18 protein-coding genes and 1 riboswitch are annotated in these 15,372 nt (G+C 69.0%); of the genes, 6 read left to right on the top strand and 12 right to left on the bottom strand.

Annotated features, from left to right (window positions below):
• Positions 1-11 precede the first annotated feature (11 nt).
• Positions 12-770, bottom strand: coding sequence for a nicotinamide mononucleotide transporter family protein (locus ABD225_RS05345; protein WP_344082227.1), 759 nt, complete (start codon positions 768-770; stop codon positions 12-14).
• Positions 771-875: 105 nt separating this feature from the next.
• Positions 876-1,006: riboswitch (FMN riboswitch) on the bottom strand.
• 108 nt (positions 1,007-1,114) lie between these two features.
• Between ABD225_RS05345 and ABD225_RS05340 the strand changes: the two genes are divergently transcribed.
• From ABD225_RS05340 to ABD225_RS05320, 5 genes are all read left to right on the top strand, one after another.
• Entirely contained in the window at positions 1,115-1,837 is a 723-nt protein-coding gene (locus tag ABD225_RS05340) for a hypothetical protein (protein ID WP_344082225.1), read from the top strand.
• A 97-nt stretch (positions 1,838-1,934) separates the two neighbouring features.
• Positions 1,935-2,066, top strand: a complete 132-nt coding sequence (locus ABD225_RS05335; RefSeq protein WP_344082223.1) for a hypothetical protein — start codon at positions 1,935-1,937, stop codon at positions 2,064-2,066.
• A 29-nt stretch (positions 2,067-2,095) separates the two neighbouring features.
• Positions 2,096-2,575 (top strand): serpin family protein, encoded by a 480-nt coding sequence (locus ABD225_RS05330; RefSeq protein WP_344082374.1) that lies wholly within the window; start codon positions 2,096-2,098, stop codon positions 2,573-2,575.
• The gene (locus ABD225_RS05325) at positions 2,566-3,219 is read left to right on the top strand and encodes a serpin family protein (RefSeq protein ID WP_344082221.1); all 654 of its coding nucleotides are present in this window, start codon (positions 2,566-2,568) and stop codon (positions 3,217-3,219) included. The genes ABD225_RS05330 and ABD225_RS05325 overlap by 10 nt, the downstream gene beginning before the upstream one ends.
• A gap of 45 nt (positions 3,220-3,264) precedes the next feature.
• The gene (locus ABD225_RS05320; protein WP_344082219.1) at positions 3,265-3,951 is read left to right on the top strand and encodes a histidine phosphatase family protein; all 687 of its coding nucleotides are present in this window, start codon (positions 3,265-3,267) and stop codon (positions 3,949-3,951) included.
• 22 nt (positions 3,952-3,973) lie between these two features.
• Here the strand turns inward: ABD225_RS05320 and ABD225_RS05315 are convergent, their stop codons facing one another.
• The 3 genes from ABD225_RS05315 to ABD225_RS05305 are packed head-to-tail and all read right to left on the bottom strand — an operon-like array spanning position 3,974 to position 6,784.
• Entirely contained in the window at positions 3,974-4,579 is a 606-nt protein-coding gene (locus tag ABD225_RS05315) for a pentapeptide repeat-containing protein (protein ID WP_344082217.1), read from the bottom strand.
• Between the two features lie 10 nt (positions 4,580-4,589).
• Positions 4,590-5,246, bottom strand: a complete 657-nt coding sequence (gene rpe, locus ABD225_RS05310) for a ribulose-phosphate 3-epimerase (protein ID WP_344082215.1) — start codon at positions 5,244-5,246, stop codon at positions 4,590-4,592.
• Between the two features lie 17 nt (positions 5,247-5,263).
• Complete coding sequence (locus ABD225_RS05305; protein WP_344082213.1) at positions 5,264-6,784, bottom strand: RsmB/NOP family class I SAM-dependent RNA methyltransferase; 1,521 nt, start codon at positions 6,782-6,784, stop codon at positions 5,264-5,266.
• A 112-nt stretch (positions 6,785-6,896) separates the two neighbouring features.
• On the opposite strand from ABD225_RS05305, the gene ABD225_RS05300 reads away from it, so the two are divergent.
• On the top strand, positions 6,897-7,601 hold the full coding sequence (locus ABD225_RS05300; RefSeq protein WP_344082211.1) for a D-alanyl-D-alanine carboxypeptidase family protein: 705 nt from the start codon (positions 6,897-6,899) through the stop codon (positions 7,599-7,601).
• Between the two features lie 19 nt (positions 7,602-7,620).
• Here the strand turns inward: ABD225_RS05300 and fmt are convergent, their stop codons facing one another.
• From fmt to mihF, 8 genes are all read right to left on the bottom strand, one after another.
• The gene (fmt, locus tag ABD225_RS05295) at positions 7,621-8,565 is read right to left on the bottom strand and encodes a methionyl-tRNA formyltransferase (protein WP_344082372.1); all 945 of its coding nucleotides are present in this window, start codon (positions 8,563-8,565) and stop codon (positions 7,621-7,623) included.
• Positions 8,565-9,110, bottom strand: a complete 546-nt coding sequence (gene def / locus ABD225_RS05290) for a peptide deformylase (RefSeq protein ID WP_344082209.1) — start codon at positions 9,108-9,110, stop codon at positions 8,565-8,567. Before def ends, fmt begins: the two co-directional genes overlap by 1 nt.
• Positions 9,111-9,187: 77 nt before the next feature.
• Positions 9,188-11,290 carry a primosomal protein N' family DNA-binding protein gene (locus ABD225_RS05285; RefSeq protein ID WP_344082208.1) on the bottom strand — a complete coding sequence of 701 codons (2,103 nt, stop codon included), beginning with the start codon at positions 11,288-11,290 and terminating at the stop codon, positions 9,188-9,190.
• 34 nt (positions 11,291-11,324) lie between these two features.
• Entirely contained in the window at positions 11,325-12,548 is a 1,224-nt protein-coding gene (metK, locus tag ABD225_RS05280) for a methionine adenosyltransferase (RefSeq protein ID WP_344082206.1), read from the bottom strand.
• A 125-nt stretch (positions 12,549-12,673) separates the two neighbouring features.
• Positions 12,674-14,011 carry a bifunctional phosphopantothenoylcysteine decarboxylase/phosphopantothenate synthase gene (locus tag ABD225_RS05275; RefSeq protein ID WP_344082204.1) on the bottom strand — a complete coding sequence of 446 codons (1,338 nt, stop codon included), beginning with the start codon at positions 14,009-14,011 and terminating at the stop codon, positions 12,674-12,676.
• Positions 14,012-14,027: 16 nt separating this feature from the next.
• Positions 14,028-14,291 carry a DNA-directed RNA polymerase subunit omega gene (gene rpoZ, locus ABD225_RS05270; protein WP_344082202.1) on the bottom strand — a complete coding sequence of 88 codons (264 nt, stop codon included), beginning with the start codon at positions 14,289-14,291 and terminating at the stop codon, positions 14,028-14,030.
• Between the two features lie 13 nt (positions 14,292-14,304).
• Positions 14,305-14,871, bottom strand: a complete 567-nt coding sequence (gene gmk / locus ABD225_RS05265) for a guanylate kinase (protein WP_344082200.1) — start codon at positions 14,869-14,871, stop codon at positions 14,305-14,307.
• Between the two features lie 135 nt (positions 14,872-15,006).
• Complete coding sequence (mihF, locus tag ABD225_RS05260) at positions 15,007-15,324, bottom strand: integration host factor, actinobacterial type (RefSeq protein ID WP_344082198.1); 318 nt, start codon at positions 15,322-15,324, stop codon at positions 15,007-15,009.
• Positions 15,325-15,372 lie beyond the last annotated feature (48 nt).

Genomic DNA, 15,372 nt, shown 5'->3' with positions numbered 1-15,372 from the left:
GCCGCGCGCGCTCAGACTGTGACGCGGTCCTCGACGCGATCCGCGGTGCCCGCGGCGCGGCTGGCCTTGACCCACTGGCTGAAGCCGTAGAGCACGAAGAGGCCGTAGAAGCTGTACATCACGGCCGTCGGGACGTAGTCCGTGGCGAAGCCGAGCGGGACGCCGACGAGGTCCACGCCGATCCAGGCCAGCCAGAACTCGTTCCAGCCGCGCGCCATCGCGAAGGTCGCGATGATCGAGCCGACGAAGATCCAGGCATCGCACCAGTAGAACCACCACTGCGGCTGCCAGTAGGGATTCGGCGCGGCATTCCACAGCGCGACGAAGACCTGATGCACCAAGACGGTGCCGAGCAGCCAGAGCGCGACCATCGCATAGCGCTCCTTGGTGCTCGCCCAGCGCGGGGTGATGGCCGGGGCGGCGTTGTCGACGCCGCGGCGCTTGCGGCTCTCGTTCCAGCGCCACCAGCCATAGATGCTCGTGACGATGAAGAAGACCTGCCGGCCCGCCTGTCCGAAGAGCGGGATGCGCTCGTCGGCCGCGAAGAGCGCGCCGAGGTAGACGAAGAACAGGATGATGTTGGCGCTGATCCCGACCGGCCAGGCCCAGACCCAGCGCTTCATCCCGAGGTATGCCGAGGCGAATCCGATGAGGATGCCGATGACTTCGAGCCCGTGGACCGAATAGGAGCCGACGGGGATGGTCCAGTCGATCAGTCGCTGGAAGATATTGCCGGTCGCGGCATCCGCGGCGGCGAGAGTGGTGATCATTGGTGTTCGTCCTTGGAAGTTCGATTGAGCACGGACGAACTCCGGGGACATTGCACACCGGGCACCCGCGCGGTCCACGCGGACGTGGGCCACGGCATACCCGCCGTACGTGCTGCCTACCATCCGGACTTTCACCGTCGGTCCTGGAGTTTCACCAGGTCAACCGCTGACTGGCTGCCAGCGGGTCGTGGACTATCACCACCGGTTCGGAATTGCACCGACCCCGGAGCACGTGGGGCCAGTATGCCGCAGCCTCCCCCTCCCGCCGCATGGCGGTGGTCACAGCTGCCGTTGCCTAGCTATTCCGGTGGCGCACCCGCCCGCCGGGGTGGTCCCATCAGGGTATGACGATCCCCACCGCCGAGGACTGGCGCGCCCTGGCCCGCAGCGCACCGTGGCTCTGGCAATCCGTCGAGTTTGAGCTGACCTGGTCGAGCTGGTCGATGGTGGCCACGCTCGACACGCCGCTCCATGCCTGGCTGCGCCGCCCGGGGGATGTGCGGGTCGAGATGCCGGAAGGCGAGATCGCGATCGAGCGGCGCGGCTGGCTCGGGCCCCAGCCGCCGGACCGTCCGCATACGCGGCGCCCGGACGGCCTGGTGCTGACGCGCACCTTGGCGACGGACGGCGACGACCACGGCCTGTACTTCCACAACTACTACTGGCTCGCTCTCCTGGACCCGCAGGAGCTGGCCGACGGCGTGAACTACGCCGGTGACGTGCCAATCACCCTCCCTGGCACGGACATTCGCGATGTCATGGTCACCGAGCGTTTCGGGCGCACCACCTGGTGGGCCACCGTCGCGCCGATCGAGCACTACTACCCTCGCTGCTCGTGCTGCGCCATGCTGCCCGGACCGATCGCCAATCGGCTGGAGTATGGCGAGGCCGGCCCGCCGGCATACCTCGGGGACCGGACCTACCCGGCTCAATGGCTCGTCGGACTCGATCTCGAGACCGGCCTGCCGGTCAGCCTCTCCCCCGCGCCGGGCGAGACCGCTGGCGACAGCCACTCGATGCGGATCCTGGCGGTCGACGAGCCGATGGCCGACTCGCTCTTCACCTGACCGGTCGGGGCGGGAACGAGTTGCAGAAGTCGCGCGTCCACGGCGTGTGCCGTCGCCGTCAGCCATTCGCTCCGCCACCGCGAGCCGTCGAATTATCGTGCAGCAGATCGCCTTCGGCGTGCCCCTGCTCGCGCTGGGCGCGGGTTTGAGTGCCTGCTCCACGAGGCCCGCAGCAGCGGCTGAGGTCTTGCGCGGCACGGCGAGTCGTGCCACGTTCACGGACGCCTAGGCGCGTGCTGGGGCGGCGGGTCTGCGGCAATTCGGGTCCGCGGTCTTGGCCGACCTGTTGTCGAAGCAGAAGGGAAATCTCGCGATCTCGCCGGCCTCGATCGCCATCGCCCTCGGAATGACCGTCAATGGTGCGCGGGCACCACGGCCGCGCAGATGCTCGACGTCTTGCGGCACGGGGACCTCGCGACGACCAATGCGCACCTCGGCGCCGTCGTTGCTTCTCTCGCCAAGAAGGCGGGCCGCTTCACACCACAGGGCGCGGAGCCCTACGAGATTGTCCTGACCTTCGCGAATTCGCTCTGGCCGCAAGCGAAGTACCCCATCGAGCAGCCCTTCCTCGAGGCGATGGCGCGCCGGTATGGCGCCCCCGTCCACACCGTCGACTACGGTCAGCCCGAGGCCGCCCGGCGAGCGATCAATGGCTGGGTGAGCGAGGAAACCGACTCCCGCATTCCGGAGCTCATTCCTGAGGGGCTCTGGATGACAAGACGCGTTTGGTGCTCGTGAACGCGCTGCGGTTCGTGGCGCAGTGGGCCGATCCGTTCAAGACAGCGGATACTGGCGACCGCGAGTTCACCCGCGAGGACGGCTCCCGCGTTTCGGTGCCGATGATGAGCGGATCGCCCAACGGGTCCGCATACCTCTCGGGCACCGGGTGGGAGGCGATCCGGATGTCGTACCACGGCGCGGAGTTAGCGATGACGTTGGTGAAGACCGCCGATGCGGGAGCCGCGGCGCACGCGGAATGGCTCAGCGCTGGTGGCTTGGACCATCTCACGACAGCAGAGGCCGGGCACGGCGCACGAATCGTGCTGCCGCGCTGGACTTTCCGATCGCCCAGCAGACTCAATGACACCTTAACTCGCCTCGGGATACCGGACGCCTTCGACGACACCCGCGCCGACTTCTCCGGCATCACGCGCGCCGAGCGGCTCAAGATCGCGGCGGTGCTGCACGAGGCGTATGTCGCGGTGGACGAGGTCGGCACGGAGGCCGCCGCCGCCACCGCGGTCGTGATCGCCCTGTCGATGGGGAGCGCGGGGCCGCCGCGTGAGGTCGTCTTCGACAGGCCCTTCTTGTTCGTCATCCACGACACCGCGACGAACGCTCCGCTCTTCGTCGGGCGGGTGGCGGATCCGTCAGCCACCTGACGCTGCTTCCCAGGTGGGCCGGGGCACCTTCGGCACAATGGCCGGATGCGCCTAGTCCTCATCCGTCACGGTCAGTCCGGCAATAACCTGCTCTGGCAGCAGACCGGCGAGTCCACGGGTCGCCACCCCGACACCCCTCTCACCGAGCGCGGCCACGAACAGGCGAGCAAGCTCGCCGACGCCATCGCTGCCGGCGTCCTACCCTGGTCGATCGACGCGATCTACACCAGCCTGATGACCCGGGCCGTGCAGACGGCGGCGCCGATCGCCGACGCCGTGGACTTGCCCCTGCACCACCTCGACATTTTCGAGACCTCGGGACCCTTCGACGAGGACCCCGACACCGGCGATCGCTGGCCGCACCCGGGCGCGTCCCGCAGGGAGTTGCTCACCTTGTACGCCCGGCTGCAGCTCGCCGACGAGATCGATGAGCAGGGCTGGTGGCGCGGTGAGGTGGAACAGCTTGACGCCGTCCTCGACCGAGCAAAGACCGCCATTGACGCTGTGCGACAACAGCATCCGAGCGATTCAACAATCGCTCTCGTCACGCACGGGCACTTCACGCAATACCTCCTGATGGCCTTCCTGCGCATCGAGCAGATCGGCGGGTGGATCGATATCGACAACACGGCCGTCTCGCTGCTCCACGAGGACCCCCGCTGGCCCGACACGCCCATTGCCACGCGGATCAACTGGACACCGCACCTGCGCGAGGACGAGCGGACAACCTGACGCGGGTCATCCGCCCGATGCATCAGTCGACGACGATCCCGAAGGCGGACAGCAAGCCACCGGCCCCGGAAGCCTCGACGCGCAAGCCCTTGACCTTCACGTCACGCACATCGAGCGCATAGTTCACCGCGCCGATGAGCGAGGCGTCCCGCAGGTCAGCGCCAGCAAAGCTTGCCCCCGACAAGTCGCTTCCCGCGAAATCCGTTCTGCGCAGGTCACATTCGCCGAAGTCGGCGTCGAGCAGCCGGCAGCCGTGCCAGGACGAGCTAGTCAACCCCAGGCCGTGGAAGCTTGCATAGTCCATGCGACAGTGCTCGAACGCGAAGGCTGACGAGATCGCGCCGGCATGCGCGAGCGCGAAATTGACGCCCATCAGCCGAGATTCGACGAAGCGGCACTCCCGGAAGGTCGAATCGGTCACGCTGGCGCGCGCCAGGTCGATGCCGGTGAAGGTGCACTCGGTGAACGTGCAGCCGAGCAGGAGAGCGCCGGCGAGCACTCCGCCGTCAAAGGCGCACCCGTCGAACTCGACACCGCGCACCTCCTCCCCCGCGACCATCGACCCGACAAGCTGTTGGTCCGTGAGGTATGCCGCCACGCCGACCTCGTCCAGCAGCCGCGTCACCACGTGGTCACCGTCAGTGCGCGTGGCCCGCGACGAGCGCACGCAGCGTCGCGATATTCGCCGAGGCCGACTCGGCGTTGTAGACCGCGGAACCCGCGACAAAGACATCCGCTCCGGCGTCCGCACACTCTTCGATCGTCCGGGCGGAAACACCACCGTCGACCTGGATCCACACCTCGCCGCCGTACCTCCTCACGGCCTCGCGAACCTCACGAACCTTCGGCATCTGATCGGACATGAAGGCCTGACCACCAAAGCCCGGCTCGACCGTCATGACGAGCACCATGTCGAGTTCGGGCAACAGATCGGCATACGGCCCGAAAGCGGTTCCCGGCTTGATCGCCATCGACGCGCGTGCTCCGGCGGCACGCAGATTGCGTGCCAGCGCAATGGGATTCGCGGCCGCCTCGATGTGGAAGGTCACCGACGAAGCCCCCGCTTCGGCATACATCGGAGCCCACCGGTCCGGGTCTTCGATCATCAGGTGCGCGTCGATCGGCGCCGGGCTGACTTGAGCAAGCCGCTCCACGACCGGCAACCCGAGCGTCAGGTTGGGGACGAAATGCCCGTCCATGACATCGACATGCGCCCAATCGGCGCTCGCGATGGCATCCAACTCCGCTTGCAGGTTGGCGAAGTCCGCGGACAGGATGCTGGGCGAGATCTGCACGGCCGCAAGCGTATCCGTCACGCGCGCTTGCGCAGCACAGCCAGGAACATGCCATCGGTGCCGTGCACGTGGGGCCAGAGTTGGACAGCCGGCCCCGAGCCCATCGTCCCCGCCCACCCGAAAGTCACGGCCTCGACCACCGGGCGGGCGTCCACCTGCTCGATATCCGGGCGCTTCTTCAGGACATCCCCGACGACGAAGGTGGTCTCCGCGAGGTGCGGGCTGCACGTCGCATACACCGCAACCCCGCCAGGAGCGAGCGCGTCGAGCGCGCTGCCGAGGAGTTCGCGCTGGAGCACCCCGAGGGCGGCCAGATCCCCCGGGGTCCGGCGCCACCGCGCCTCGGGACGCCGGCGCAGGGCACCGAGGCCCGTGCAGGGAGCATCGATGAGGATCCGGTCGTATGCCGCCGGCTCGTCCTCGCCGATCTCCCGACCGTCGCCGGTGCGCACCTCGATCTTTGAGTCGCTCTTTGCGGCTCGGTCCATGGCGGCACCAAGAGTCTGCGCGACGAGCTCGGCGCGGTGGGGCGTGATCTCGTTGGCCACCAGGTCGGCGCCACGCTCGATGGCCAGCGCGGCGAGGAGGCCGGCCTTGCCACCCGGACCGGCACAGAGGTCCAGCCAGCGCTCGTGCTGAGAGCCGGATTCGATCGGGGCCGCCGCGAGGGTCAAGGCCACGACCTGACTGCCGGCATCCTGCACGGCCGCGCGACCGTCGCGGACCGCTGCTAGGGCGCCGGGATCGCCGCCGGGAAGCAGAGCCGCCGTGGCGACGTGCGGATGCACGATCGCCCCCTCGCCAACGAGGTCGTCGACGGTCACCAGGCCGGGCCGGGCGACGAGGTTGACCTCGGCGGGGACATTGTCGATCGCCAGCAGCCGGTCGAGGTCGGCGTCGATGGTCACCTTGTCGGATGCGCCGTGACCCAGGAGCGCTTGACGCAGCGCCTTGGCGATCCACTCCGGGTGCGAGTGCCGTGCGGCCAGACGATTCGTCACCTCACCATCGGTAGGCGTGATCGCCTCCAGCCACGCGTCGAGGTCCCGCTCACTGATCCGGCGCATCACGGCATTGACCAAACCGGCAGCCCCGGCACCATTGACCTGCCGGGCCAACGCAACGGTGGTGTCGGCAGCCGCGTGGACCGGCACCCGCATACCCAGCAATTGGTGCGCGCCGAGCCGCAGCGTGTCGAGCACTCCCCCGTCGATCCGGGCGATTGGCCGGTCGGCGGCAATCTCGATGATCGCGTCGTAGACACCGCGCAATCGCGTTGCGCCATAGGTCATTTCGGTGGCGAATGCCGCATCGCGGCCGCGCAAGCGCCGCCGCCGCAGCTCGTGTGGGAGTTCGAGATTGGCGTAGCCGCCGTCAGCAACCCGGCGCATCACGGTGTATGCCGCGAGCCGCGCCGGATCGCCCGTCCGGCCCCGCTCGCTGGGGCGGGTGGCCGAGCGCCCGCTGCGGTCCGGCCGCTGACGGTCCTCGCCACGCGTGTCTTGGCGCCGCCTTGGGCCGCCCGATCCCTCATCCACGAGGCCCGAGCCTAACCAGGTCGAGGTGTCGTTCCGTTATCGGCGTGGCGCGTGGGAACCGATACATACTCGGTATACGTTGAGCTGTGCACATCGGAACCGGGAGGTTGACGTGACGACCACGAGCGACGAGATCGAACTGCGCGATCCCTACGCGAATGCCTACAACCCGGCCGCCGAGCGCCAGGTGACCTCGACCTTCGGCGCGCCGCGACGCCGGCGCGAGCGCAACAAGCTGCTCGCCACCATCGCCCTCATCGGCGTGCCGCTGCTGGCGATGGGCGGCATCGGCGCGGCGACGATCAATAGCTACCACCACGCCTTGGAGGAGCGCGCCGCACAGGACGCTCCCGCTACCCAGCCGTCCGCCGCGGATGTCACGCCGACGGGCGCGGATGCCGAGCTGATGTCTCACGCCCCCACGGGCAGCGATGTGGGGACTGAGGGCCTCTCGCCGGCGCTGACCCGCGCCATCACGCGAGCGCGCGAAGCAGCCGCGGCCGATGCCGTCACGATCAACATCGTGTCGGGCTATCGCACGGCGGCAACCCAGCAGCGACTCTTCGATGAGGCCATCACCAAGTATGGCTCGGCCGAGGTCGCCAGCCGCTGGGTGCTCCCGCCGGACAAGTCTGAGCACGTGAAGGGCGGGGCGGTCGATGTCGGGCCGTATGCCGCCGCGAAGTGGTTGGAAAAGAATGGCGTGAAGTTCGGCCTGTGCCGCCGCTACGCCAATGAGTACTGGCACTTCGAGGTGCTCGCGCCCGCCAAGGGCCAAAAGTGCCCGGCTCTGGAAGCCAACGCCGCCGGCCAGTAAACCGCGCTGCTGGCGTCTCTCAGGCGCCGAGCCGTTCCCCGGGTCCCGGACGTATGCCGCGGGCCCAGTCCGCGGCCGGCATCGGCTTCTTGCCAAGAGCTTGCAGCTGGCCGAGCACGACGGGGCCGGTGGCAGTTCCCGCCTCGACCTGGCTCTTGGTGACACGCAATTCGCCCGGCGCCAGTGACCCCGCCACGGCCCCTTCACCGACAGCCGCGATCGTGACCGGTCCGAGCTTCAGGCGCTCGCCGCGGAAGGTCGTCCACGCGCCGGGGGCGGGGGTGCATCCGCGGATGCGACGATCAATCGCCATTGCCGGCAGGGCGAAATCGATCCGCGCATCCTCGACGGTCAACTTGGGTGCGTGACTGACACCCTCGGCCGGCTGCGGCACAGCCACCAACTCGCCGGAGGCGATGCCGTCCACGGTGGCCAGCAGCAGGCCCGCTCCTGCGTCGGCGAGGCGTCCGAGCAGGTCGCCGGAGGTGTCTGTCGGTCGCACCGTCTCGGTGAGCGTTCCGAAGACCGGGCCGGTGTCTAGGCCTGCCTCGATCTGGAAGGTCGAGGCGCCGATGATCTGATCGCCCGAGATCACGGCATGCTGGACCGGGGCCGCGCCGCGCCATGCCGGCAGGAGCGAAAAGTGCAGGTTGACCCAGCCTTGCCGGGGCAGGTCCAAAGCGGCTTGCGGGATGAGGTTGCCATAGGCGACGACGGGACAGAGGTCGGGCGCGGCCGCCGACAACCGATCGAGGAAGTCGGGGTCTTTCAGGCGCAGGGGCTCCCAGACCTCGATGCCCAACTCCATCGCCCGCGCCTTGACTGGCGACGGGACCATGCGCCGCCCGCGGCCCGACGGCGCATCGGGTCGTGTGATGACGGCCACCACCTCGTGCGCCGAGCCGACGAGAGCATTCAGGGACGGCAGGGCGACCTCGGGAGTCCCCGCGAAAATCAGCCGCATCACAGGCCCAATCCGAAGGTCGAGTGGGGCGAGACCTTGACGGTCGGCGCTCCGTCGGCTCCCCAGTCAGCCTCGCGAATCGCCTTCATCGCCAGCTTGCGGGTTTCCCGGTCCAACCGGTCGATGAAGAGCACCCCGTCGAGGTGATCGGTTTCGTGCTGGATCGCCCGAGACAACAATTCGCTGCCCTCGAGGAAGACCGGCTCGCCCCACATGTTTTGACCGCGCGCCACGACATTGAGGGCGCGCTTGGTGTCATAGCGAAGCTCCGGGAAGGAGAGGCAGCCCTCGGGGCCGTCCTGCTCCTCCTCGCCGAGGACCAGGTCGGGATTGATCAAGTGCCCGACGATGCCGTCGACGCAGTACGTGAAGACGCGCAGCGATACCCCGATTTGCGGTGCCGCCAGCCCCGCACCGGGAGCGTCGAGCATGGTCTCGGTCAGGTCGGTGACGAGTGTGCGCAATTCTTTGTCGAAGTCGACGACTTCACTCGCCCGAGTCCGCAGGACAGGATCACCGAAGAGTCGGATGCGCTGAATCGACACCGGTCGAGTCTAGATGTCCGGCAGTTCTACGCCCCGCCCCGGCATGACACCGACCGTGCTCGCTGCGGAAGCGACCATCAGTTCACATCGGCCACCCCCATCCGCACGCGCAGGGTGTCGGTCTCCTTACGCGCGCTGCGCTCCGCCCGCACCTGTCGTAGAACGGTGGCGAGGGCATCGACATCCTGCGGCCGCGCGCGTAGGAGCAAGCGAAATGGCACCACGAGACCGAGATCACCCGAATCCCCGCCGCCCGCTCCGGAGCGACCCACCCCGGCCGCCGGCCCCACACCAGGCAGCCGCGTCGGGCCGTATGCCGTCACGCCTGCCGGCAAGCCCTCCCGCGTCGCGATGGCCTCCAGCGCGCCCCGCGTGCCGACAACCTCGGCGAAGATGTCCGCCGGCGGCAGGTGCAAAAGCCGCCGCTCCGCCAACTCGCCCGCCGCGAGCCACGCCGCATCCCACCGGATCAGGGCCTCGAGAGCCGGCGCAGTGGTCCCCGGCGAGACACCCGTCACCACGACCATCCCTCCCGCCGCAGCCGGCCGGACCAGCGCCGCGGCCGCCATCCAGCGGCGCAATGCCTCGGGCGCGGCGTCGAGGGCCGGCCGGTCGAGCAGCGCCCAGGCATCAAGGAGGAGGGCGGCGGCATACCCACCCTCGGCGACTGGCTCCGCACCTGGGGTGCTGATCACCAAGGCCGGTCGACCAGGCACCGACGCGAGGACCGCGTCACCGCCGGACGTCATGACCGGCACACCAGGGAACGCCCGGCCCAACTCCTCGGCTGTGCGCCGCGCACCGACCACCAGCGACCGCAGCCGAGTCCCGCCACATTCCGGGCACTCCCACTCCCTGGCGGCGCTGCCGCACCACCGGCAGCTCGCCACCTGCCCGCCACCGGACAGCGCGAGTGGTCCATGACACGCCGTGCAGCGAGCCCGGGCCCGGCACTGTTGGCACGCCAAGGACGGGACATATCCACGCCGCGGCACCTGGATCAGCACTGGCCCGCGTTCCAGGGCAGCCTTGGCCGTGCGCCAGGCCAGGGTTGGCAGCCGGGCCGATGTCGCCGCGGGATCGCGCTCCCGCTCCGTCTCCTCGCCGGCGATGACGACGCGAGGAGCATTGTCCCGCAACGCCTTTCGTGGCGCCACGATCGGCTGCAGCACGCCCGCCTCGACCAGCGATTCGTCGGCGACGCTGCGGGCATACGCACCAAGGAGCAGCGAGCAGCCCTCGATCCGCGCCCGGTTGGCGACGACATCCCTCGCATGCGGATAGGGCGCGCGGGGCTCGTCATACAGATCGTCCCCGTCGTCCCAGACCGCGATGAGCCCGAGATCGGGCATCGGGGCATAGGCCGCCGCCCGTGTCCCGATGACGACGGGCACGTGACCACGAAGCACCTTCAACCACGCGGTATACCTCGCCTGCGGCCCCTGATCCGCGCTGAGCCGCACATGCCGGCCCGGCCCGAGCACCCCGCCCACCGCGGCGTCCAGCCGCTCAAGGTCTCGATGGTCCGGCACCACGAGCAGCGCACCCCGCCCACCCGCAACACACGCGGCCGCCGCCGCCGCAAAGGCAGCGGGCCAATCACGGGCCGGATCCCCCGCGACCGGCAGCGCCGACCACACCGCACCGACCGCGGCCCCGTCCCTCACGTGCTCGAGAAAGGCCGATCCGCCACGGTAGTTCGCCCACGCGCCATCCCCCAGCGCCGCCACCGGCAAGGGGTCCAGCGCCGGCGGCTCCATGGCCAGCGCCTTCTCGGCCCGCGCGTGTCGCGGCGGGATCGCCAGGCGCAGCACATCGCCCGTCACCCCGGCGTGTGTCGCCGCCAGATCACGAGCCAGCTCCAATATCGGCGGGGTCAACACCGCCTCCCCCGCCACCACCGACTTCAGCGGCGCCAACCGGCCATCGTGCTCCGCTTCGGCCCGCCGCTCCACGACATACCCACGCAACTCCTGCCCAGCGAACCGGACGTTCACTCGCACCCCGGGCTGCGCGAGCTCGTCGAGGTCGGGAGGCACGGCATACTCGAAAACCCGGTCTAGGTGCGGCAATCCGCTCTCGACGAGCACGGCCGCAACGGGACGCGCGACGTCAACCGGCGGCACGGCAGAGGGCACGGAGGTCTCCCCCGTGCCCTCGATGCTCGGCCGCTGCGTCATACCCACCGAATGTAGTCGGCGGGTCCGACAGGCCTCAGCCGGCGACCGCGCGCTGCAATTCCTCGACCCGGTCGGTGCGCTCCCAGGTGAAGGCGTTCTCGACGCCTTCTGCCGAGGTCCGGCCGAAGTGACCATAGGCCGCGGTGGGCAGGTAGATCGGGCGCAGCAGGTCCAGGTCATCGATGATCGCGGCGGGCCGCAGGTCGAAGACGGAGGTGATCGCGGACTGGATCTTCTCGACGGGCGCGCTTTCGGTGCCGAAGGTCTCGACATACAGCCCCACCGGCTGCGCCTTGCCGATCGCATAGGCGACCTGCACCTCGCAGCGGCGCGCGAGGCCAGCCGCGACGACATTCTTGGCCACCCAGCGGGTCGCGTAGGCCGCGGACCGGTCGACCTTCGACGGGTCCTTGCCGGAGAAGGCGCCGCCGCCGTGGCGAGCCATGCCGCCATAGGTGTCGACGATGATCTTGCGGCCGGTCAAGCCGGCATCGCCCATCGGGCCGCCGATGACGAACTTGCCCGTGGGGTTGATGAGGCTGCGGTATGCGGAGGTGTCCAGCTCGGTGCCCGCCGCGGCGAGGTCCGCCAGCACCGGGGCGATCACGTGCTCCTCGATGTCCGGGCCGAGCAATTCCTCCAGCGAGATCCCGTCAGCGTGCTGGGTGGAGACGACGACGGTGTCGAGGCGGACGGCGCGGTCACCGGCATACTCGATCGTGACCTGCGTCTTGCCGTCCGGGCGCAGGTAGGCGACGGTGCCGTCCTTGCGCACGGCCGTCAGGCGCTCGGCGAGGCGGTGCGCGAGATAGATCGGCAGCGGCATCAGTTCGGCGGTGTCATCGCAGGCATAACCGAACATCAGACCCTGGTCGCCGGCGCCCTGTTTGTCGAGCGCGTCGACGGTGCCGGTGCGCGCCTCATAGGCATCATCGACGCCCTGGGCGATATCCGGGCTCTGCTGACCGATCGAGATCGACACCCCACAGGAGTTTCCGTCGAAGCCCTTGGTCGAGGAGTCGTACCCGATGCGGGTGATGCGGTCGCGCACGAGGCGGGGAATCTCGACATACGCCTCCGTGGAGACCTCGCCGGCCACGTGCACGAGGCCGGTGGTGACCATCGTCTCGACGGCCACGCGGCTGCGCGGGTCCTGCTCGAGCATGGCGTCGAGGATGGAGTCGGAGATCTGGTCGCAGATCTTGTCCGGGTGGCCTTCGGTGACCGATTCGGATGTGAACAGGCGGGCAGCGGACACCCTGGCTCCTTCAGCGGCTGGTGATGGTGCGTCGCGGGCGCCGGGGTCGGCGGGACGCGCGAACTGCTGGTGATGCTATGTCGCGGCGTCGGCGCACCGGATCAGTGACCACGCCCGAGACGTGGTCAGGCCATGACCTTGATAGCGAGGTTGAGGATCGCGTCGGCGATCTCATCCTTGCTGGCCGGGCCGGCATCGAGGCCGGGCTGACCATCGCCGCGCAGGATGTGCACGGTGTTCTCGTCCTGGCCGAAAGTCTTTTCGGCGCCGACCTCATTGACGACGAGCAGATCGCAGCCCTTGCGGGCCAGCTTCTCGGCACCCAGTTCCAGCACCGAGCGTCCGGGCTCGCCGGTTTCGGCGGCGAAGCCGACGATGACGGGTTTGGTCGCCTCGCCGCGGTCGGCGACGAGTCCCGCGAGGATGTCGGGATTGCGCTCCAAGGCGATCATCGGCGCCGCCTCAGGGTCGGCCGCGTCATGGGTCTTCTTGATCTTGTTCTCGGCGTATGCCGCGGGCCGGAAGTCCGCGACCGCCGCCGCCATGATCACCAGATCGGCCCAGCCGACGTCCTCGCGCACCGCCTGCTGCATCTCCAGCGCGCTCTCAACCCGCTCGATCTCAACGCCCTCGGGAGTCGGCAGGCTGACATTGGCGCTGATCAGCCGCACGAGAGCGCCACGCGCGGCCGCCCGGGCGGCGAGGGCATACCCCTGCTTGCCCGAACTGCGATTGCCGAGGAAGCGCACCGGGTCCAGCGGCTCCCGCGTCCCGCCGGCCGTGATGAGCACCCGCCAGCCGGTGTAATCCCCGGGCGCCGCCGTCTCCCATTTCTCTCCGGATGCCGGAAAGTTGAGGTTCGGGCGACTTTCTAGGCCACCCGAACCTCCAGTTTCCGGCATCCGGAGAGAAATGTGTGACGCGTGGGACTCGCCCCGAGCGGCCAGCAGGTGGGCGCAGACGGCGTAGATGGCCTCGGGCTCGGGGAGGCGGCCAGGGCCGGTGTCGGCGCCGGTCAGGCGCCCCGAGGCCGGGGGTATGACGTGTGCTCCCCGCTCGATCAGCGTCGAGACATTCGCTTGGGTGGCCGGGTGCTCCCACATCTCGGTGTGCATCGCGGGCGCGAAGACCACGGGGCAGCGCGCGGTGAGCAGGGTGTTGGTCAGCAGATCGTCAGCCAGCCCGGCGGCGGCGCGAGCCAGCAGATCGGCCGTCGCCGGCGCCACCACGACCAGATCGGCGCTCTGGCCGATCCGCACGTGCGGCACCTGCTCGACCGCACTCCATACATCGGTGTGCACGGGCTTGCCCGACAGGGCAGCCCATGTCGGCTCACCGACGAAGTTCAGGGCGGCGGCCGTGGGGACCACAGTGACGCTATGGCCGTTCTCGGTGAACAGACGCAGCAGCAGCGCCGCTTTGTAAGCGGCGATGCCGCCCCCGACTCCGAGAACGATGTTCACGAGGCGTGTGCGCCGATCAGGCGTCGACGGGCTCGGAGGTCAGCATGTGCTCGTTGATCTCGCGCAGCGCGATCGAGAGCGGCTTCTCGTGCATCTGAGAGTCGACGAGCGGCCCGACATACTCCAGCAGGCCCTCTTGGAGCTGGGAGTAGTAAGCGTTGATCTGGCGGGCCCGCTTGGCGGAGTAGATGACCAGGGCGTACTTGCTGTCGGCGTGCTGCAGCAGGTCGTCGATGGGCGGGCTGGTGATCCCGGTGGGGTTCGGGAGGGTTCCGGACACAGTGACTACCGTCTCACTCGATTACGGGGGAATCCATCAATGATACGAGTTCGCGGGCCGCGCGCTCGACATCATCGTTGACGATGACCACATCGAACTCCCGGACGGCGGCCAGTTCGACCCGCGCGGTGTCCAGTCGACGCTCGCGTTCGGCCTCGGATTCGGTGCCCCGGCCGACGAGGCGGCGCACCAGTTCTTCCCAATTCGGCGGGGCCAGGAAGACGAAGAGCGCCTCGGGCATGGTCTGGCGCACCTGCCGAGCGCCCTGCAGGTCGATCTCCAGCAGGGGTGAACGGCCCTCGGCAATCGCCGCCAAGACCGGACCGCGCGGGGTCCCGTATTTCGCCCGGCCGTGCACGACCGCCCACTCCAACAGCTCGCCCTCGGCGAGCATCCGCTCGAACTCGGCATCGTCGACGAAGTGATAGTGCACGCCATCGATCTCGCCCGGCCGCGGCGGCCGGGTTGTCGCCGAGACCGAGGGCCAGACGGAGGGCACCTGCTCTCGGATGTATGCCGACACGCTCCCCTTGCCGACGGCCGTCGGCCCGGCCAGCACGGTCAGGCGCCCCGAAGTCATGGGGTCAGTGTATGAAGTGCCGGCGGGTGCTCCGGCCCGCTGCGGCACTTCGCAGACGACGAACTCCACCCGCGCGGGCGGCTCGGGGCCGAAGCACCGAAGCTGCCCGAGTGGGTGAGTTCGTCAGCAGGATGGTCAGGTCGTCGAGAAGCGATCGCGCAGCGCGGCGGCCTGATTGGCACCGAGGCCGCGAACGCGGCGGCTCGGGCTGATGCCGAGCTCGTCCATGATGCCGGCAGCACGGACCTTGCCGACGCCTGGCATCGACTCGAGCAAGGCGGACACGCGCATCTTGCCGATGATGTCGTTGGTGCGGCCCTCCTCGATCACCTCAGCGATCGAGCCACTCGCATGCTTGAGCCGGTTCTTGACCGCGGCGCGCTCCTGGCGGGCGATGGCGGCCTTTTCCAGAGCAGCGGCGCGCTGCTCAGCGGTGAGCGGGGGGAGTGCCACGCTCAACTCCTCTCATCAACGGAAAGGGACCCCGGAAGAGGGCCCCTG

Source organism: Nostocoides veronense, assembly GCF_039531185.1.
GTDB lineage: Bacteria > Actinomycetota > Actinomycetes > Actinomycetales > Dermatophilaceae > Nostocoides_A > Nostocoides_A veronense.
The sequence above is the reverse complement of the archived record's forward strand: the minus strand, read 5'-3'. Positions and strand labels throughout refer to the sequence as shown.